Raw genomic sequence first — 20,386 nt, 5'->3', positions numbered from 1 at the left:
ACTACGCGGCGCCCGGAATGTCAGCAATGAGGTTAAAGGCCGCCGATGACGGCTAATTTGCACTCGGAGCCAGCGTCTTTGCGCACACGCCCTGACGAGCTTCGATCCGCATCTATGCGATCAGCTGCCGCGCCGCCGCCGAGATCATCACCAGCCCGCCGGTGATCACCGCGACGTCGAGGATCGCGGTGTGAATGTGCACGCTCATCCGCTCGACGAAGGCTTTTGCCAGGAACGCGCCGGGCACGGCCACACCGCCGATCAACAGCGCGAAGGCGAGCACCTGCGTCGTCACTGCGCCGGCGAGGCCGAACACCGAGATCTTGACGAGGCCGGTGCCGAGCGAGATCATCGCGTCGGTGGCGATTACGGCGGCGCCTTCGAGGCCGGCGGCCATCAACAGCGAGAGCAGGATCACGCCGGAGCCGGACGTGCCGCCGACCAGCACGCCGTAGCCGACCGAGCCCGCGGCAAGGCCGGTGTCGCCGATCCTGACCTTGCGGCGGCGGAGCACGCGGCGCAGCGGCACGCTCAGGATCAGCATGGCGCCGATCACGATTGCAGCGCCCGCGTTGGTGAGGCGCGTGTAGCCGTAGGCGCCGAGCGCGGTCGTCAGCGCGGCGCAGGCGAGCACGATCAATGCGCGGCGGCGGTCGGCATAGCGGACATAGGCAAGGGCGCGGCTCGCATTGGTCAGCATCGCCGAGATCGCGATGATCGGCACCACCGGCTCGGCGCCGACCAGCGGCACCAGCACCAAGGGCATCAAGGCGCCGGTGCCGTAGCCGGCAAGACCGCCGATGATCGAAGCAAACAACGCCATCATCGCGACCAGCAGGAGCTGCGGAAGCGAGATGTCGGCGAAGCCTGATGCGATGGTCAATTTTTCTGGTCGCGGCTGATGCGTGCCGCAGCTTGATCGGCGATGGAAGCGAGCGCGGCTTCCTCTAGGGGAAAATCCGCTGCAAGCCAAGCGTCCTCGGCGAGCGTCAACACGTGCCCGAGCGCGGGACCTTCGGCGAGACCACGCGCGATGAAATCGGCGGCCTTCAGCGGAAATTTCGGCGCGGTCCAGCGCTGCGGCAGCTCGGCGAGCGCGCGCCAGCGCGACGAGCCGGTATCGCCGCCGTCCCGGGCCCAGGCCAGCAGCACGCGATCCTGATAGCGCTCCGCGCCGAGCCGGTAGAGCAGCCGCCGCGCATGGGCCTCGTCCTTGGCGGCGAAGCGCCACCAGCGATGGCCCATCGAATCCAGCGCCCTGGCCTCGGCATTGGAGAGCCGTAGGCGCATCGCGACGCGCTTGGCATCCTCGGTCACGGCGACCGCCAGCGCGGCGAGGCGCCGCGTTGCGCTTGCGGTGAGGCCGAGCTCGCGCTCGATCGCGATCATCGCCGAGAGCGGCCCGGTATAGGCGACGCCGCCGATCAGCGCCTGCAGCAAGCCGCCCTCGGTCATCGCCAGCGCGGCGGCGGATGCGCCTGGTGCCACCAGCAGCTTCAGCATCTCCATGCGCACCCGCTCCGCTGACAGGCTGGCCAGCCCCGCGCGTCCGCGGATGCATGCGAGATAGCCGCCGCGGTCGGGCTCGCCGGCGCCGAACGCGGCGTGGATGCGGAAGAAGCGCAGGATGCGCAAATAATCCTCGGCGATGCGCTGATCGGGATCGCCGATGAAGCGCACGCGCCGCGCCTTGGCATCGGCGATGCCGCCGACATGGTCGTAGACGACGCCGCTCGCATCGACCGACAGGCCGTTCATGGTGAAGTCGCGCCGCTCGGCGTCCTTGACCCAGTCACGGCCGAACGCGACCTTGGCCTTGCGGCCGAAGGTCTCGGTGTCCTCGCGCAGCGTCGTGACCTCGTACGGATGGCCGTCGATGACGAGGGTGACGGTGCCGTGCTCGACGCCGGTCGGCACGCTCTTGATGCCGGCCGCCTTGGCCCGGCGGATCACCTCGTCCGGCAGCGCCGTGGTCGCGATGTCGATGTCGCCGGGCACGAGACCGAGCAGCGCGTTGCGCACGGCGCCGCCGACCACGCGTGCCTCCTCGCCGTCGGCGTTGAGCAGCTTCAGCACGCGCGCGGTGCCGCCGGAGATCAGCCAGGGCGCTTGCGCAAGCAACGGCTCCGCGCTCATCGGCCCGCCCCTATCTTTCCACGCCCGGCACGAGCTTGCCGTTCTCGATATGGGCGGGCGTGTAGGTCGAATCCGGCGCCGCACCGGAGAAATGCGCAAGACCGATCAGGCCTGCGATCACCAGCACCAGTGCCGCCAGCACGAGGCGCGCGAGGACCGTGACCGGCCAGGACGATTGCACGAACAGGCCGGAGCGGCTGGCGGCCAGGAATAGCGCGTAGACGGCAAAGGGGATGAGGAAGATTCCGATCTCGGTCAGAACCGTCCGGATCATGATGAATAGATCCGCTCATACAACACACGCAGCATCCCGGCCGTCGCACCCCAGATGTAGCGCTCCGCGAACGGCATCGCGTAATAGAAACGCTCCATGCCGCGGAATTCCTTGCTGTGCACCTGGTGGTTCGCCGGGTTCATCAGGAAGGATAGCGGCACCTCGAAGGCATCATCAACCTCGGAATGGTTGATCGTGAGCGAGAAGCCCGGGCGGACCCTCGCAACCGTCGGCAGGATGCGAAAGCCGAAGGCGGTGCCGTAGAGATCGAGATAGCCGATCGGCTCGACGAAATCCCTGGACAGCCCGACCTCCTCCTCGGCCTCGCGCAGCGCCGCATCGAGCGGCGAGGAATCGGTCGCATCGATCTTGCCGCCGGGAAAGGCGATCTGGCCGGCATGGTCGTTGAGATGCGCCGAGCGCTGCGTCAGCAGGATGGTCGGCTCGGGATGGTCCACCACCGCGATCAGGACCGCTGCGGGGCGCACCGGCTGCTCGCGCGCGATGATCTCCAGCATCTTGTCGGTGCCGGGATCACCCGAGGCGGGAATGATGTTGGGATCGTAGAGGCCGGGCGGCACATCGAAGCCGAGCCTTGCCCGGGACCGCGCGAAAAACTCCGGCGCGCCGATCGCGACGGGCTCACGCTCAGGGCCACTCTTGGGGATAGGCTTGTTCAAAGCGCGGCCCTCACCTGCTCCGCGTCGGCCATGGCGAAGAACTCGCCGGCCGACTCGACGCCGAACATCGGCTGGCCATCGATCATCCGCTCCTCGCCCATGTCAACCAGATCGTAATAGAGCGCGCGGGTGACCTTGGCCCAGAGATCTGCGCGCACGTGCAGATACGGCGTCAGCCCGCCATCCTCGGCCTGCTCGAAGCGCAGCCGGTGCGCGGCATCGCAGGTGACCCAGTCGTCGACATTGGTGCGGAAGCTCAGCACGCGATGGTTGTCCTCGCCGCTCTTCAGCATCTCGACCGCCATGAACGGCGCGTCGTCGACGCGGATGCCGACCTTTTCGACCGGCGTGACCAGGAAATGCTTGTCGCCCTCGCGCTTGAGGATGGTCGAGAACAGGCGCACCAGCGCGTGACGGCCGATTGGCGTCCCCATGTAGAACCAAGTACCATCGGACGCGATTCGGATGTCGAGATCGCCGCAAAACGGCGGATTCCACAGATGCACCGGAGGCAGGCCCTTTTTGGCGCCTTCGGCACTGGCAGCACTTTTGGCGGCGGCAGTCAGCCCCTCAAGACCGCGATCGGCGCTCTGCCCTTGGTTCGCCATGGTTTGCCCTGACTTTGTCATTTGGCACGAATGTCGTTTGGCACGAATGGTGCAGGTCTACGTTGTCATCGGGCGCTCGGTTCCACCCCGGACTAGTCCGGTGTGGAGGTCGCCACTTCGTGATGCCGTACATAACCCGAAGCCGATAAGGTGGGGATAGGTTAATTCAACGAATACATGGCCTTCCTGCAAGTCTAGCATGGGGCCCATGATCCAGCCGACGTGCTGATGTGACGACGCAAGCAAGCCTCGTGGCAGGCTGAAGGAGCGAGCGAATGGCGGAGAGTGTCGAGAAACTCGAGGACGGGATCGTCCGTTCGGCCGAGCAGGTGTCGAGCCAGATTCGCGCGGCGAAGGAGGCGATCGGCTCCGTCATCTTCGGCCAGGATCGCGTCGTCGAGAACACGCTGGTGACGATCCTCTCCGGCGGCCATGCGCTCTTGATCGGCGTGCCGGGCCTCGCCAAGACCAAGCTGGTCGAAACGCTCGGCGTCACGCTCGGTCTCGATGCCAAGCGCATCCAGTTCACGCCCGATTTGATGCCGTCGGACATTCTCGGCGCCGAGGTGCTGGACGAGAGCACCGCCGGCAGGCGCGCGTTCCGCTTCATTGCCGGTCCGGTGTTCGCGCAGCTGCTGATGGCCGACGAGATCAACCGCGCGAGCCCCCGCACGCAGTCGGCGCTGCTGCAGGCGATGCAGGAGCAGCACATCACCGTCGCCGGCGCGCGTCACGATCTGCCCAAGCCATTCCACGTGCTCGCGACGCAAAACCCGCTGGAGCAGGAAGGCACCTATCCGCTGCCGGAAGCGCAGCTCGACCGCTTCCTGATGGAGATCGACGTCGACTATCCCGATCGCGATGCCGAGCGCCGCATCCTGTTCGAGACGACAGGTGCGGAAGAGACGCTGGCGAAGGGCTCGATGAGCGCGGACGCGCTGATCACCGCGCAGCGGCTGGTGCGCCGCCTGCCGGTCGGCGATTCCGTGGTGGAGGCGATCCTATCGCTGGTGCGCTCGGCCCGTCCGGGCGCGGAGAGCGGCGAAGCCGGCAAGTTCATCGCCTGGGGCCCCGGCCCGCGCGCCAGCCAATCCCTGATGCTGGCCGTGCGTGCCCGCGCGCTGATCGACGGCCGCCTCGCCCCCTCGGTCGACGACGTGCTCGATCTCGCCGAGCCCGTGCTGAAGCACCGTATGGCCTTGACGTTCCAGGCGCGCGCCGAAGGCCGCACGATTCCGGACGTGATCAGGCAACTCAAGACACGGATCGGTTGATGGCCGCAGAGACCGGGCACACAGCAAAGGAGATCATCGCGATCCGACGTGCCGATGGCGAAAGCCGCACGCTCGCCGCTTCGCTGCCGCGCCTGGTGTTGGAAGCCCGCCGCATCGCCGCCAACGTCATCCACGGCCTGCACGGCCGCCGCCGTGCCGGCTCCGGCGAGAATTTCTGGCAATACCGCCGCTTCGTCTCCGGCGAGCCGGCGCAGAACGTCGATTGGCGCCGCTCGGCGCGCGACGACCATCTCTATGTCCGCGAGCTCGAATGGGAAGCCTCGCACACGGTGTGGATCTGGCCCGATCGCTCGCCGTCGATGGCGTTCGCCTCGAAGGTCGCGCGCGAGTCCAAGCTGGAGCGTACGCTGATCGTCGCCTTCGCGCTGGCCGAGCTGCTGGTCTCCGGCGGCGAGCGCGTCGGCATTCCCGGGCTGATGGCGCCGACCGCGAGCCGCAGCGTCATCGATAAGATGGCGCAGGCGATGCTGCATGACGATGCCGACCGGCTCAGCCTGCCGCCGTCCTTCGTGCCGGCGGCGCTGGCCGAGATCATCGTGCTGTCGGATTTCTGGTCGCCGATCGCGGAGATCAGGACCATGCTCGCAGGTCTCTCCGGCTCCGGCGCGCATGGCACGCTGGTGCAGATCGTCGATCCCGCCGAGGAATCCTTCCCCTATTCCGGACGCATCGAGTTCGTCGAGCCTGAAGGCTTCGGCGTGATCACCGCCGGCCGCGCCGAGAGCTGGGTGCAGGACTACACCGCGCGCCTCGCGCTGCACCGCGACCAGATCCGTGCCGAGACGAGCAAGCTCGACTGGCTGTTCACGACCCATGCGACCGACCGCTCGGCTGCCGAACTGTTGCTGTATCTGCACGCCGGCATGCAGGTGAGCAAGTCGGGCGCGCGCACCACGACCATCAAGGCGGGGCCGGCCGCATGATGGGACTGCCGCTCGCCTTCACCGAACCGCTGCTCCTGATCGGCCTCGTCAGCCTGCCCGTGCTGTGGTGGCTGCTCCGCGTGATGCCGCCGCGGCCGCGCCGCATCGAGTTTCCGCCGACGCGCCTGTTGTTCGACATCGCACCGAGGGAAGAGACGCCGTCGCGGACGCCGTGGTGGTTGACCGCATTGCGCCTGCTCGCCGCGGCGCTCGTCATCTTCGCCGCTGCCGGCCCGATCTGGAATCCGCAGAACGGGCTTGCCGGCAGCAAGGCGCCGCTGATGATCATGTTCGACGACGGCTGGAGCGCGGCCTCGAACTGGGACATCCGGATCAGGGCGGCCGACGAATTGATCGCCAATGCCGACAACGACCGCCGCGCGATCGCGCTGGTGCCGCTGTCGGAGCCGAACCGCGACATCACGCTGATGCCGGCAGGCGCTGCGCGCGTCGCGCTGCGGCAGCTCGCGCCAAAGCCCTATTCGATCGACCGGGTCGAGACCCTGACCGCGATCGACCGTTTCCTGAAGGCAACCGGTGACTGCGAGATCGCCTGGCTGTCCGACGGCGTCGACACCGGCCGCGGCGAGGAATTCGTGACTGGCCTCGGCAAGACCATCGGCGATCGAAACCTGACCATTTTCGAAGGCGGCACCTCCGCGCCGCTGGCGCTGGTCGCGGCCGAGAACGCCGCGGCGAAGATGACGGTGAAGGTGCTGCGCACCGACAGCGGCATTGCCGCGGGCATCGTGCGCGCGCTCGACCAGAAGGCCTCGCCGATCGGCGAGGCGCGCTTCTCGTTCGGCCCACAGGACAAGGAGACCGACGCCGCGTTCGACCTGCCGGTCGAGCTGCGCAACGACATCACGCGGCTCGAGATCTCGGGCGAGCGCTCCGCCGGCGCAGTGCAGCTGCTCGACAAGCGCTGGCGCCGCCGCGCCATCGGAATCGTCTCGGGCTCGACCAGCGAGACCGCGCAGCCGCTGCTGGCGCCGACCTTCTATCTCACCCGCGCGCTGGCGCCGTTCGCCGACGTGCGGCTCGCCGACAAGGGCTCGCCGCAGCAGGGCATCACCCAGTTCCTCGACCAGAAGCTGCCGATGATCGTCCTCGCCGATGTCGGCACCATCGCGCCGGATGTGCGCGAGCGCCTCAACGCCTGGATCGACGGAGGCGGCGTGCTGGTGCGGTTCGCAGGCCCCCGCCTCGCGCAGGCCGAGGACGACCTCGTGCCGGTCAAGCTGCGCAAGGGCGGCCGCACGCTCGGCGGCAGCCTGACCTGGGAGAAGCCGCAGCATCTCGCCTCCTTCGCCGCCGACGGTCCATTCGCCGGCGTCGCCGTGCCGAAGGACGTTACCGTGAGCCGGCAGGTGCTGGCCGAGCCCGATGCCGTGCTCGCCACCAAGAGCTGGGCCTCGCTGGAGGACGGCACGCCGCTGGTCACCGGCGAGCATCGCGGCAAGGGCCTCGTCAGCCTGTTCCATGTCAGCGCTGACATGCGCTGGTCGGATCTGCCGATGTCGGGCACCTTCGTCGAAATGCTGAGGCGCGTCGTCGACATGTCCGGCTACACCGCCAAGCCCGGGGCCGGCGTTGCCGCCGAGGCCACCACCGAGACGGTGGCGCCGCTGCACATCCTCGACGGTTTTGGCGCGTTCGGCCCGCCGCCGGCGACCGCGAAGCCGCTGCCTGCGGATTATCGCGACCGCGCCACCCCCGATCATCCGCCTGGCTTCTATGGTCCGGCAGAAGGACCGCTCGCCGTGAACACACTTGCCGCTGCCGACCGCATCGCCGCGCTGAATACCACCAGCTTGCGCGCCCGGCACGCCACCTACACCAATGCCGAGCCGCGCGACCTGCGCGGCTGGCTGCTGTCGACGGCGCTGGCGCTGTTCCTGATCGACGCCATCATCGTCGCGGTGCTCGGCGGCGGCCTCGCCGCGCTGCTGCGCCGCCGTGCCGCGACCGCAGCGATCGTGCTTGGCCTCGTGCTCGCAGGCCTCGCATCGCTCTCGCCCACGCCATTGCGCGCCGACAGCGCGTCCGACGAGTTCGCGATGAAGGCGGTGTCGCAAACCCGACTCGCCTACGTCGTCACCGGCAACGCCGACGTCGATTCCATCGTCAAGGCCGGCATGTCCGGACTGACGCTGTTCCTGGCGCAGCGCACCGCGCTCGAGGCCGGCGATCCCGTCGGCGTCGATCCCGCGCGCGACGAGCTCGCCTTCTTCCCGCTGATCTACTGGCCCATCGTGCCCGGCGCGCCCAAGCCGCCGCAGGACGCGATCAACAAGATCGACGCCTACATGAAGCAGGGCGGCACCGTGCTGTTCGACACCCGCGACGCCATCGAGGCTGGGCCGGGCGACAACGGCGCGTCGCAGACCCCGGCGATGCGGACGCTGCGCGAGATCCTGTCGTCGCTCGACGTCCCCGAGCTCGAACCGGTGCCGCGCGAGCACGTGCTGACCAAGACCTTCTATCTGCTGCGCGACTTCCCCGGCCGCTTCAGCACCGGCCAGACCTGGGTCGAGACCCTGCCGCGCGAAGAGGACGACGAGGCTGCGCAGCGGCCGGCGCGCGGCGGTGACGGCGTCTCGCCGATCATCATCACCTCGAACGATCTCGCCGGCGCCTGGGCGGTGCGGCCCGACGGCCAGTCCATGCTGCCCGTCGTCGGCGGCGACCCCCGCCAGCGCGAATTCGCCTACCGTGCCGGCGCCAATATCGTGATGTACACCCTGACCGGCAACTACAAGGCCGACCAGGTGCACGCGCCCGCGTTGATTGAACGGCTGGGACAATGATGCGGGTGACGAGCTTGAGCTACACACCCCGTCATTCCGGAATGGTCCGAAGGACCAGATCCGGAATCTCGAGATTCCGGATTCGATGCTTCGCATCGCTCCGGAATGAAGTCGATAGGTTTGTCTGATGAATTACGGCATCGCCTTTACGCCGCTTGTACCCGCGATCGTGCTGTGGATCGCGCTCGCTGCGATCGTGGTCATTGCGCTTTTGCTGCTGGTGGCGCGCGCGCGCGGCGCGGCCGTGCGCGTGGCGGCGCTGGCGCTGTTCCTGCTGGCGCTCGCCAATCCCTCCTTCACCCGCGAGGACCGCGATCCCCTCACTTCGGTCGCGGCCGTCGTCGTCGACAAGAGCCCGAGCCAGAATTTCGGCAACCGCAATCGCGAGGCAGCCCAGGCGCAGGAAGCGCTGGTCGACGGCCTGAAGAAGATCAAGGGGCTCGAGGTTCGCGTCGTCGACGCCGGACAGGCCGATGGCGAGACCGACGGCACGCGGCTGTTCGGCGCCCTCGCCTCGACCTTGTCGGACGTGCCGGTCGACCGCGTCGCCGGCGCGTTCCTGATCACCGACGGCCGCGTCCACGATATTCCGGCCAGTGCCGCCGCGCTCGGCTTCCAGGCACCGGTGCACGCGCTGATCACCGGGCAGAAGGACGAGCGCGACCGCCGCATCGCGATCACCGCGGCGCCGCGCTTCGGCATCGTCGGCCAGAGCCAGACCATCACCTACCGCCTCGATGACCAGGGCGTCTCCGGCGAACGCGCCAAGGTCACGGTCCGCCGCGACGGCGAGACCATCAACGAGCGCACGCTCTCGAGCGGCCAGACCGCGAGCGTCGACGTCGACATCAAGCATGCCGGCCCGAACATCGTCGAGATCGAGGCCTCGCCGCTGGAACGCGAGCTGACGCCGGTGAACAATCGCGCCGTCGTCGCCATCGACGGCGTGCGCGACAAGTTGCGCGTGCTGCTGGTCTCCGGCGAGCCGCATTCCGGCGAGCGCACCTGGCGCAATCTCTTGAAGTCCGACGCCAGCGTCGACCTCGTGCACTTTACGATTCTACGTCCGCCGGAGAAGCAGGACGGCACGCCGATCAACGAATTGTCGCTGATCGCGTTTCCGACCCGCGAGCTGTTCCAGCAGAAGATCAACGAATTCCAGCTGATCATCTTCGACCGCTACGCCCGCCAGGGCGTGCTTCCGATCGCCTATTTCGACAACATCGCGCGTTATGTCCGCGCGGGCGGCGCGGTGCTGGTCTCGGCCGGTCCGGACTATGCCTCCAACACCAGCATCTGGCGCACGCCGCTGGATTCGGTGCTGCCGGCCGAGCCCGTCGGCGTGACCGAAAAGCCGTTCTATGCGCATCTCTCCGACATCGGCAAACGCCATCCCGTCACGCGCGGGCTGGAAGGCTCGGCCAGCGAGCCGCCGCATTGGAGCCGCTTCTTCCGCACCGTGGACACCCGCAATGCGGTCAACCCGCCTGTCATGACCGGCGTGGACGGCAAGCCGCTTCTGTTCCTGTCGCGCTTCGGCGAGGGCCGTGTCGCGCTGCTGCTCTCCGACCACATCTGGCTGTGGGCGCGCGGCTATGAAGGTGGCGGGCCGCATCTCGATCTGCTCAGGCGGATGTCGCACTGGCTGATGAAGCAGCCTGATCTCGACGAAGAGGCGCTGCGCCTCCAGGTGCAGGGCAAGGATCTCGTCGTGGTGCGCCAGACCATGACCGACAGCGTTCCCCCCGTCAGCGTGACCTCGCCATCGGGCGTGTCGCGCGACCTGACGCTGAGCGCCGGTGATCCCGGCGAGTGGCGCGCCAGCCTGCCGGCCAATGAGCTCGGCCTGTGGCAGGCCACCGACGGCACGCTGAAGGCGCTGATCAATGTCGGCCCGACCAATCCGAAGGAGTTTTCGGAGGTCACCTCCACCACCGAGACGTTGAGGCCGCTGACGCAGGCGACCGGCGGCAATGCCGTGCGCGTCGCCAGTGGCTCCAGCGTCGAGCTGCCGCGCATCGTGCCGTCGCGCTCGGCGAGTGTCTTCGCCGGCGACGGCTGGATGGGCGTGCGGATGCGCGACGCCAGCGTCGTGAAGGGCGTCGGCGTGCTGCCGATCTTCGCCGGCCTGATCGGCCTGCTCCTCCTGCTCGGCGCCTTCGCCGCGACCTGGGTCCGCGAGGGGCGATGAGGCGTGCTGAGTAGACGTCGAATTCAATCTGGCCACCATCAGCGCTCTCCCCATTCCCTCCTCACAAGGGAGAGAATGCGCGCCGCACTAATTTAGTTAGGCCTGATCTCCTCGCACGCAGTTGCACGAATGACACATCGCGCGGCCACGCCGCGCGATCCAGCGCTCCCGCGGTTGACATCCGCTCCCGTCTCTTGCGATGTTACAATATAACATCGCGACGCCTTATGGGCGTCTCGCGATGCGGGGTGGCGTTTGCAGATGAAGTGGTTCCGGTCGAATATCAGGCACGGTGCCCGGCTCGCGTTGTTCGCGATGCTGGTGCAGCTCGCGCTGACCTTCGGCCACAGCCACTGGTTCGCGCAGGCCGCGCCGCTGGCGCAGTCGCAACTGGCCGACAGCGCCAAGGGGACTGCCAAGACCATCGCGTCGACCGACCACGCGGCGGTCCAGAAGCAGTCTCCAGCAAAGCCCGACCGCGAGCAGCCGGGTGACGACAATTGCGCGATCTGCGCATTGGTCGCGATGGCCGGCACGGTCTCGTTCGCGACGCCGCCTCTGCTGCTCTTGCCGCAAGCGATCGAGCTTCTCCACCGCACCACGGACGCCGAATTCATCCATCTGGAATCGGCCGGCTCCGCGTTCCAGCCACGCGCTCCTCCCGTCTCCTGATCCATCGATTGATCACCCCTGGGCCCGCCGCAGTCGGCGAACGCCCAAGAGCCGCTGAAGTCGAATTCCGTCGCGCCGCGACGGCAGGCCGCCTCCGATCAACAAGCATACATTCGGACGGCCGCCTGACAGGAATCAGGATCATGTCATTTGAATTGCGACGCGCGCAGCGCCTGAGCGGAGCAAGTCTGCTCCTGCTCGGCGTCGCCGCGACCCCGGCGCTGGCGCAAGATAAGCCGGCCGCCACCGAGCTTCCCTCCGTCACCGTAACGGCTCCCAGTCCCATCGTCCGCCGTGCGGTCGTGCCGTCCCGCACCCCCGTCCGCGCCACACGAACCGCGCGGACACGCAGCCGCGAACGCGCGGCGGAAACCACGCCGGCGGCCCCGGCAACGCCGCAGCAGGGCGTGCTGCAGGTCGTGACCGATCAGTTCGCAACGGTGACCGTGGTGCCGAACGAGGAAATTCGCCGTGAGGGCACCGCCCAGCTCGGCGACCTCCTGTTCTCCAAGCCCGGCATCACCGGTTCAACCTTTGCGCCGGGAGCGTCGAGCAGGCCGATCATTCGCGGCCTTGACGTCAATCGGGTTGGAATTCTCGAGAACGGCAATAACGCCGGCGGCGCCTCGGATCTCGGCGAAGATCATTTCGTGCCGATCGATCCGCTTGCCACCAACCAGGTCGAGGTCATTCGCGGTCCGGCAGCGATGCGTTACGGCTCGACGTCGATCGGCGGCATCGTGAGTGCGACCAACAACCGCATTCCGGACGCCCTGCCCACATGCGCGGCCCCTCCGTTCCAGACCTACGGACTGCCAACGAAAGCGCCGCTGGCTAATGCGCCATCGGCGCCTTGCGTGAACGTCGAGACGCGAATGGCGGTGAACTCCGTTGATCGTGGCGTCGACGGCGGCATCCTGCTCGATACCGGCGGAGGCAATTTCGCGTTTCATGCCGATGCCTATGGTCGCAAGGCCAGCGACTACAACATCCCCAGCTATCCCTACCTGTTCGACCACACCCGACCGGTCGGTGGACAGCAGCCGAATTCGGCTATGCAAGCGGACGGCGCCTCGATCGGCGGCTCGTATATCTTCACAGGCGGCTTTATTGGCGCTGCCATCACGCAGAACGATTCGCTTTATCACGTCCCTGGCATCGATGGCGCCGACCACGACACCCGGATCGATGCGCATCAGACCAAAATCACGATGAAGGGCGAGTACCGGCCGGATGCGGCGGCCATCGATGCGATCCGTCTCTGGGCCGGCGCGACCGACTACCGGCACAACGAGCTTGGGCTGGCCGACCCAGCCGATCCCTTCAGCGACGGCGTACGCCAGACCTTCACCAACAAGGAGCAGGAGGCGCGCGTTGAAGTGCAGATGATGCCGTTCAACGCCCGCTTCGCGCAGGTAACCACCGCGTTCGGCCTGCAGGGAGGCCATCAGGAGCTGACCGCCCCAAGCCCGGACGATCCGGGCAGCCCGCTCAACGGATTGTGGAACCCTAACAACAACAACAGGGTCGCCGGTTACGTCTTCAACGAGCTGAAATTCAGCGAGACCACCAAGGCGCAGATTGCCGGACGCATCGAGCACGTCAACCTCGCGGGGACGACGCCGGCATTCATACCTCCCGTGTTCGACGTCAACGTCGACCCGGCCAGTATTGGTCCCGCCACGCCGCGCAATCTGAACTTCACGCCAAAGAGCGCGAGCATCGGCCTGATCCAGAATCTGCCGTGGGATCTGGTCGCCAGCGTTACCGGTCAATACGTCGAACGCGCGCCGAAGCCGGCAGAGCTGTTTTCACGCGGGGCCCATGATGCCACGGCCACCTTCGATATCGGCGATCCGAATCTCGGCATAGAGACCGCAAAATCGATCGAGGTCGGGTTACGGCGGGCGACAGGGCCGTTGCGATTCGAACTCACCGGCTACTACACGAAGTTCAACGGCTTCATATTCCGCCGCTTGACCGGCAACACATGCGACAGTGCGGCTTGTGTGGACATAGCCAATCCGGACCAACTTGAGCTGCAGCAAGCGAGATATTCGCAGCGCGACGCCATCTTCCGCGGCGGCGAGTTCCAGAGCCAGCTCGATGTCGGGCCACTGAACGGCGGCATCTGGGGCATCGAGAACCAGTTCGACATCGTGCGCGCCACCTTCACGGACGGCACCAACGTGCCACGGATTCCCCCGATGCGCGTCGGCGGCGGCGTCTACTGGCGCGACGACAACTGGCTCATGCGCGTCAACCTCCTGCATGCCTTTGCACAGAACGATATCGCCCCGATCGCGGAAACCCCGACGCCCGGCTACAATCTGTTGAAGGCCGAAGTCAGCTACAAGACCAAGCTCGATCCTTCCTGGTTCGGCGCGCGCGAGATGACGGTAGGACTTCTCGGCAACAATTTGCTCAACGAAAACATCCGCAACGCCGTTTCCTACACCAAGGACCAGGTGCTGCTGCCCGGCATTGGCGTGCGGGCGTTCGCGAACTTCAAGTTCTAGGCTTGGGCCGGGGCCTGAAGGACATCGTTGCGCTTGGTCGAGCTATCGTTTCAGCTCCCTGATCAGGTTGGCCAGCCCCGCATCGCCGGGGCGGAGCCGCGCCATCTGCTCGGCGTGATCGAGAGCGGCCGCGATGTCGCCGCTCTCGCGACTGAAGTTGATCGCGGCGGCAAGCACATCGATATCGTTGGGGTGTCTGCGCAACGTCTCCTTCAATACTGCAAGAGCGTCGTCGCGTCGGCCCGCAGAGTTCAACCCCACGGCATAGACATAGGCATAGCGCGCCTGGCTCGTGTCCAGTGCCGCCGCCTGACGCAGCTCATCGAGAGCGGCCTCGTTGCGCCTCTGGCGCACCAGGGTCAAACCAAGCGCATGGTGAAGCGAAGCATCCTGCGTCGATCCGGATAGGGCCTCGCGCAAGACGCGTTCGCCGTCGCCGTCACGTCCAAGCTGCCGATAGAGATCGGACAGGTTGATGGCGGCAGCGGCATACGATGGATCAAGCCTGAGCGCAGCCCGATATTCGGTCTCCGCGGCACCGATATTGACCTGGCGCGCGAAGAAGGCCCCCAGCGCGGTGCGCGCGTCGGGCCGATCAGCGTTCAGCTTTTGCGCCGCCACGAATTCAGCGGCGGCCTGCGCGAACCCGTCGCGATCGGCTGCAGGTCGTTGAGAGGAAGGCACGGAAGCAAGAAGTTCGGCGGCGCGGATGCGTACGCCGCGCACGGGATCAGTCAGCTGGGGCGACGCGAGCGTCCAGAGCTGGCTGGCCGAAACGCCTTCCAGCGCGTCGAGCGCTCCCAGCCTGACGAGCGGATCGGGATCGGACAGTCCGCGCCGGACCAGACCGAGATCAGGCACGGGAAGTTCGACCAACGCACTGGCGCGCACGATGCCCGGAATGTCGCCGGAGCCGGCGACAGCAGCGAGCAGGGCTTGTGCATCGGGGGCTTGGATCCACGCCGCGTGGAACGCGCGCGCATAGTTCTGATAGCCGCGCCGCTCCGGGCCGAACCAGGTCTCGACTTGCCGGGCCGCCCATACCGCGGGCTTGTCGCGGTGACAGTCGTTGCAGGCATTCGGCGCGCCCGTGGCAACAGAGAGATCCGGGCGAGGGATGCGGAAGCCGTGATCGTGGCGACGGTCGACGACCATGTAGCGCCGCTCCGGCATATGGCAGGACGCGCAGCCTGGTGGCGGCGAAACGTCGGCGTGGTGACGGTGCGCGGCGGTCTCGTACTTCTCGGGCGCATGGCACTGCGCACAAGCGCCGTCCCCGCCGGCCTTCAGTGAGGCGCTATGCGGATCATGGCAGTCGCTACAGGTCACGCCCCTGGCGAACATCTTGCTCTGCCGGAACGGTGCGTAGTTGTAGGTCTCCTCGTCGTCGCGCATCTGGCCATCGGCGTGGAAGCGCTGGCGGTCGAGCAGCGACACGCTGTGAGTTTCCGAAAGCGGCCGGCCTGGCGTCCAGTCCTCCGACATCTGGCCGCGGCGCGCGTGGCAGCGACCGCAAGCCTCGACCTCCTTGTGCAAGGCCGACGCCGATGCGCTGCGTTTCGGCGTCAATGTGCCTGCTTCGATTGACCAGGTGATGCCCGTTCGCTCGTCGAACTTCACGAGCAAACCACTGTCCGGACCGCGCGACGCCGGCGTCTGGCGGGCCCACGCAACATGGCGCGAACCTTCCCCGTGACAAGCTTCGCAGCCAACGCTGATTTCGGCGAATCTCGTGGCGAAGCGGTCGTTGGCGGCGTCGTAGTTCTTGCGCACGCCCGTCGAATGACACTCCGCCCACATGAAATTCCAATTCTGGTTCAGCTTAGTCCAGTGCAGGGGATCGCTGCTGGTGACGGCTGCATCCGGGTAGAGATGAAACCAGCGTTGGCCGCCCTCCTGCTCCGGCCTCATATCCCAGGCGATGGACAAGGCCTGGACATGCCCGCCCGGGAACTCGACCAGGTATTGCTGCAGTGGATAGATGCCAAAGGTATATTTGACCTCGAAGACGGCGAGCTTGCCGTCAGGCCCATCGGTCTCGACCAGGAACTTGTCGTCCTTCCGGAAGAAGCGCGAGCGTGTACCGACGTAGTCGAAGGCGGCGTCGTTGAAATCGCCGCGCACGGATTGCGCGGTCGCATGATCCATGGCGTGGCGGTGCTGCGACGTTTGCCAGAGTTTCGTCTCTGCCTGGTGGCAGCCCGCACAGGACGCGCTCCCGACAAAGGCCAGTGCGACGGATGTGGGATGCTGGATTGGAGCCTTTGACGCCTCGAACCAGAGCAGCCCCACGATGATCGCGCCAACAAGCATGCCGGCGCCGACGGCCGACCGCTTCATGCCGCTCTTGGAGAGGGACCGTGGCTGCAGTGCGGAACTGTCCGGTTCGGGCGTGCCTCCCTTGCGGACCTTGTCGCGCTTGCGGTTCTTTCGCGAACCTCGTGCCACGTCCGCTCACCGCTCCGCTCGTTCAGCCGTCATTGGCTTGCGCGTGACGATCACTGTTGTGACCCGAGCGCTACGTCACCGAAGAGGCTCGACCTTGGCGGCCATGTCGGGCGCACGGCTCACCCGATAGCTCGCGTTGCTGCATCTAAGCACCCAGACACCATGATCGGGCCGTGAGCGCCTCGTATCCTTGGTCGCGCCGAGCGCCTTGTCGCAGACAAATCCCTGCGAGCGGATCTGCGTCGCGAGCATGCCCTGCACTGTCTCTCCGGCAGCCTGCGCCACTGCTCCGCCGGGAGCCAGGCCGGCGATCAGTGCAAGGGCCGAAAGACATGTCCAAGGATTACGTTTCATGGGCTTCTCCCACCGTGACATCGTGCGAATTTTGCCGGCGGGAAGCCGGCAGGCTTCCCGCCGCTAGCGCGGGCCTATTGCCCGACGCATTCCTGGATGAACTTGATGCGGTCCACCACACCGAGATCCTTTGCCTCTGCCTGCTTGCGACAACCCTCGCGCTTGTCGATGCGCAACTGGATCTTGTCGACCAGGCTCAGACCGACAGTGCCGACTCGTGGTGTTGCGGAAGCCATCTTTGCGTCGTCGGCGGATGGACCGTCGCCAGCCGCACGCGCGGCCTCCTGCAACCGCTTCTCGTCTTCCGGACTCAGCTTGGGCCGGTCGATGTCGAGCGAGATCCGGTTGATCTTGCCGGTGAAGGCAAACGGCACCTGATAATCGTTGTCGTCGACCGGTGTGCCCGTGTCGGAGCCGATATCCAATGCTTCGTCCCATTGCAGGATGAACGGAAGCGTGTGCTCCATCTTTTCCGTGGACACCGCATTGCCGTCGAGTTTCAGCCTGCCGATGCCGCCCTGCCCGATGCCGCTATAGTTTCCGAACGCCATGGTCCCCGCGCCGAGACCGTCATATTTGAAGTCGAACTCGATGACGTGCTTGCCAGGCGTCAGTTCCGGACCTTCCCAGCGCACGCGCTTGAGATCCACGAGATTCCAGGTGAACACCGGCTTGTTCTTCAGGACATAGAGCCCATAGCCGCCGAAGCGGCCACCTTGCGTCACCAGGACACCTTCCGCGCCTCCTTGCGGGATCTCCACATCGGCCTTGAAACTGTAGGAGGCGTTGAGCAGGCTCGGCGCGTCGCCATTCGGCGTTCCGGTCATCGGCCGCATCCAGGCAAAGCTGGTTCGGCCGGCACTGAGGCTCGGACGCGGCGTGATCAGCCGCGCTGCCACCGATGAATCGAGCGGCAGCACCTGATATTTTTCTGCCTCCTTCCAGAACAGCGCCTGCATCTCCTTCAGCTTGTCTGGATATTTGGTCGCGACGTCCTCGGCCTGTGTCCAGTCATTGCGGAGGTCATAAAGCTCCCACGGGTAGTCCTGCGGGTTCGGCACTTTCGCGATCGTCACCCATGGCGGGCGCATCACCTTCGTGCTCGCGATCCAACCGTCGCTGTAGAGCGCGCGGTCGGCAAACATCTCGAAATATTGAATCGTGTGTGACGTGGCGGCATTCGCGTTCTTCGCGTCGAAAGTATACATCATGCTGACACCCTCGATCGGGCTCTGCTTGATGCCGTCGACGAATTCGGGCTGCTTGATCTGGGCTGCCTCGAGAATGGTCGGCACGACGTCGATGACGTGGTGGAACTGATGACGGATGCCGCCCTTGTCCTTGATCACCGCCGGCCAGGAGATCGCCATGCCCTGGCGCGTGCCGCCGAAGTGGGACGCGATCTGCTTGGTCCATGAGAACGGGGTGTCAAACGCCCAGGCCCAGCCGATCGACATGTGGTTGTAGGTACGGTCGGTGCCCCAGACGTCGTAGAAATATTTGAGTTGATCCTCCACCGACGGATTGATTTGGTTGAACATCGCCACTTCGTTGGGCGTGCCGTTCGGTTGCCCCTCCGCGCTCGTCCCGTTGTCGCCCTCGATGTAGATGATCAACGTGTTGTCGAGCTTGCCCGTATCCTGAATGGACTGGATCACCCGGCCGATTTCATTGTCAGCGTATGCCGCATATGCAGCAAAGACGTCGGCCTGACGGATGAATAGCTTCTTCTCGTCGGCCGAAAGCTGATCCCATTCCTTGATCAGATCCTTCGGCCACGGCGTCAGCTTGGCATTCTGCGGAATGACACCCAGCCGCTTCTGATTCTCGAAGATAGAGTCGCGCAGCTTGTTCCAGCCCTGGTCGAACAGGTGCATGTCGCTGATCTTCTTGACCCACTCCGGCGTCGGGTGATGCGGCGCGTGGGTTGCGCCGGGAGCGAATTTCACGAAGAAAGGCGTGTCCGGCGACAGCGCGTTCATGCGGTTCACGTAATCGATCGCCTCGTCCGCCATAGCGGTCACCAGATTCCAGCCGGGCTTTCCCTGGAAGGGATAGATCGGCGTGGTGTTACGAACGAGATTGCCGGGCTCCCATTGATTGGTGTCACCGCCCATGAAGCCGTAGAAGTACTCGAAGCCCATGCCGGTCGGCCACTGGTCGAATGGACCGGACTGGCTGGCCTGGTATTCCGGCGTGTTGTGGTTCTTGCCGAACCAGGCAGTGTGATAGCCGTTGTCGGTCAGAATCCGGCCGATGGTGGCCTTGTCCTTGGTGATGATGCTGTCGTAGCCGGGATAGCCGGTGGCTTGTTCCGCAATGACGCCATACCCGGCGGAATGATGATTGCGGCCCGTTATCAGGGCCGCGCGCGTCGGCGAGCACAACGCGGTCGAGTGGAAGTTGGTATAGCGCAATCCGCTTTGCGCAATGCGGTCGAGCGTCGGCGTCGGGATCACGCCGCCAAATGTGCTCGGCACGCCGTAACCGGCATCGTCGGTGATGATGAGCAGAACGTTCGGCGCGCCCTTTGGCGGCACGACGCGTGCCGGCCAGTAAGGCTTCGAGTCCCTGGCATCGCGCTCGATCTTGCCGCCGAACTTCTGCGGAGGTGGCGGAAGCTGGTTGCCGGGAATGGTGATGGTCGCGGCAGGTGAGCCGGGTGGCTCAGCTTGTCCAGCCTGTTGTGCGAATGCGGGCGCCGACAATGCAAAGGAAAGCGAAAACGCGACGAGATGAAAGGATCGGATGCCGCTCATTGCAATGCCTCCCCTCAAATGAAACTCCATCATCTTCCAGCAAGCAGAAAAGGGGTTTGATATGGATCAACAGATCAAAATGGCGGATGGGAAACGGAGATATGTCTCCACGCGGCGGAACGTCGCCACATGAGAACAACCTGGTGCCACTTTCCGTAAAATCCCGGATCGCGCATCAGTCCCGCCGGTACGATGGCGCTGCACTGTTGTTCGTTCCTCCGATGACCGAATATTCCCGGCGTAAGCATAGCGATGGTCTGTCGGGTCGCCCGGGTTGTATGATCGGTCCCATATGGGCGCTCCCATTGGGCGAAGCTCGTGGTTCGGGGAGGGGTCATCATGCGGGGCAGCATTTTCTGCGCCCGTCGATATTGATCTGGATCAACATCATTCACGCGCTGCGGTGGCCCACTGCTCTGGACGTGATTTGATTGCAGGAGAATCCATATGTTCTCAAATGCATCGTGCGTCCTCATTCTCGCTGTTGCCGCTCTCGCAATGGCAGACACCGCACCTGCCGGAACGGCAGCTGCCGGTCATGTTTCGCCGCAGAAAACGATCGGCACAACCAGGCCCAAGGTGCCATTTGCGCTCGATGCCCGTTCGACCGTACGCGGCTTTGCATTGCGACAGGATCTGTTCGATCGCGCCTCTCCCAACAATTTCAGGTCGGATTGGCCGGCCCCTCCGGCGCAGCCGGGACAGTTCTAGAGATGG

14 protein-coding genes are annotated in these 20,386 nt (G+C 65.7%); 6 read left to right on the top strand and 8 right to left on the bottom strand.

Going from position 1 to position 20,386, the window contains the following annotated elements; translation table 11 throughout:
- Positions 1-112: 112 nt before the first annotated feature.
- From AC5V87_RS10485 to AC5V87_RS10465, 5 genes are read right to left on the bottom strand one after another with little or no spacing between them, the layout of a single operon-like run.
- Complete coding sequence (locus AC5V87_RS10485; RefSeq protein ID WP_495370907.1) at positions 113-883, bottom strand: TSUP family transporter; 771 nt, start codon at positions 881-883, stop codon at positions 113-115.
- Positions 880-2,136 carry a CCA tRNA nucleotidyltransferase gene (locus AC5V87_RS10480; RefSeq protein ID WP_495370906.1) on the bottom strand — a complete coding sequence of 419 codons (1,257 nt, stop codon included), beginning with the start codon at positions 2,134-2,136 and terminating at the stop codon, positions 880-882. Before AC5V87_RS10480 ends, AC5V87_RS10485 begins: the two co-directional genes overlap by 4 nt.
- Before the next feature lie 10 nt (positions 2,137-2,146).
- Entirely contained in the window at positions 2,147-2,410 is a 264-nt protein-coding gene (locus AC5V87_RS10475; protein WP_456840188.1) for a DUF6111 family protein, read from the bottom strand.
- On the bottom strand, positions 2,407-3,090 hold the full coding sequence (locus AC5V87_RS10470) for a CoA pyrophosphatase (protein ID WP_495370904.1): 684 nt from the start codon (positions 3,088-3,090) through the stop codon (positions 2,407-2,409). Before AC5V87_RS10470 ends, AC5V87_RS10475 begins: the two co-directional genes overlap by 4 nt.
- Positions 3,087-3,698: a DUF1285 domain-containing protein gene (locus AC5V87_RS10465; RefSeq protein WP_456840190.1), complete on the bottom strand. Its 612-nt coding sequence runs from the start codon at positions 3,696-3,698 to the stop codon at positions 3,087-3,089. Before AC5V87_RS10465 ends, AC5V87_RS10470 begins: the two co-directional genes overlap by 4 nt.
- Before the next feature lie 275 nt (positions 3,699-3,973).
- On the opposite strand from AC5V87_RS10465, the gene AC5V87_RS10460 reads away from it, so the two are divergent.
- The 6 genes from AC5V87_RS10460 (at position 3,974) to AC5V87_RS10435 (ending at position 14,108) form a co-directional block, all read left to right on the top strand.
- A complete protein-coding gene (locus AC5V87_RS10460; protein WP_283081336.1) occupies positions 3,974-4,972 on the top strand; it encodes an AAA family ATPase in 999 nt (332 codons plus the stop codon).
- A complete protein-coding gene (locus AC5V87_RS10455; RefSeq protein WP_456840191.1) occupies positions 4,972-5,916 on the top strand; it encodes a DUF58 domain-containing protein in 945 nt (314 codons plus the stop codon). The genes AC5V87_RS10460 and AC5V87_RS10455 overlap by 1 nt, the downstream gene beginning before the upstream one ends.
- A complete protein-coding gene (locus tag AC5V87_RS10450; RefSeq protein ID WP_495370903.1) occupies positions 5,913-8,726 on the top strand; it encodes a DUF4159 domain-containing protein in 2,814 nt (937 codons plus the stop codon). The genes AC5V87_RS10455 and AC5V87_RS10450 overlap by 4 nt, the downstream gene beginning before the upstream one ends.
- 127 nt (positions 8,727-8,853) lie before the next feature.
- Positions 8,854-10,917, top strand: a complete 2,064-nt coding sequence (locus tag AC5V87_RS10445; RefSeq protein WP_495370902.1) for a hypothetical protein — start codon at positions 8,854-8,856, stop codon at positions 10,915-10,917.
- A 261-nt stretch (positions 10,918-11,178) separates the two neighbouring features.
- The gene (locus AC5V87_RS10440) at positions 11,179-11,589 is read left to right on the top strand and encodes a DUF2946 domain-containing protein (protein WP_495370901.1); all 411 of its coding nucleotides are present in this window, start codon (positions 11,179-11,181) and stop codon (positions 11,587-11,589) included.
- 143 nt (positions 11,590-11,732) lie between these two features.
- A complete protein-coding gene (locus AC5V87_RS10435; RefSeq protein ID WP_495370900.1) occupies positions 11,733-14,108 on the top strand; it encodes a TonB-dependent receptor in 2,376 nt (791 codons plus the stop codon).
- Between the two features lie 42 nt (positions 14,109-14,150).
- On the opposite strand, the gene AC5V87_RS10430 is transcribed toward AC5V87_RS10435, so the two are convergent.
- The 3 genes from AC5V87_RS10430 to AC5V87_RS10420 form a co-directional block, all read right to left on the bottom strand.
- Positions 14,151-16,556: a multiheme c-type cytochrome gene (locus AC5V87_RS10430; RefSeq protein ID WP_495370899.1), complete on the bottom strand. Its 2,406-nt coding sequence runs from the start codon at positions 16,554-16,556 to the stop codon at positions 14,151-14,153.
- Positions 16,557-16,631: 75 nt separating this feature from the next.
- Positions 16,632-16,910, bottom strand: coding sequence for a hypothetical protein (locus tag AC5V87_RS10425; RefSeq protein ID WP_456840197.1), 279 nt, complete (start codon positions 16,908-16,910; stop codon positions 16,632-16,634).
- Between the two features lie 74 nt (positions 16,911-16,984).
- Positions 16,985-19,669, bottom strand: coding sequence for an arylsulfatase (locus tag AC5V87_RS10420; protein WP_495370898.1), 2,685 nt, complete (start codon positions 19,667-19,669; stop codon positions 16,985-16,987).
- Positions 19,670-20,386 lie beyond the last annotated feature (717 nt).

The organism is Bradyrhizobium sp. SOJA106 (assembly GCF_059448745.1).
Note: the sequence above shows the minus strand (reverse complement) of the source record. Positions and strands in the feature narration are given on the sequence as shown.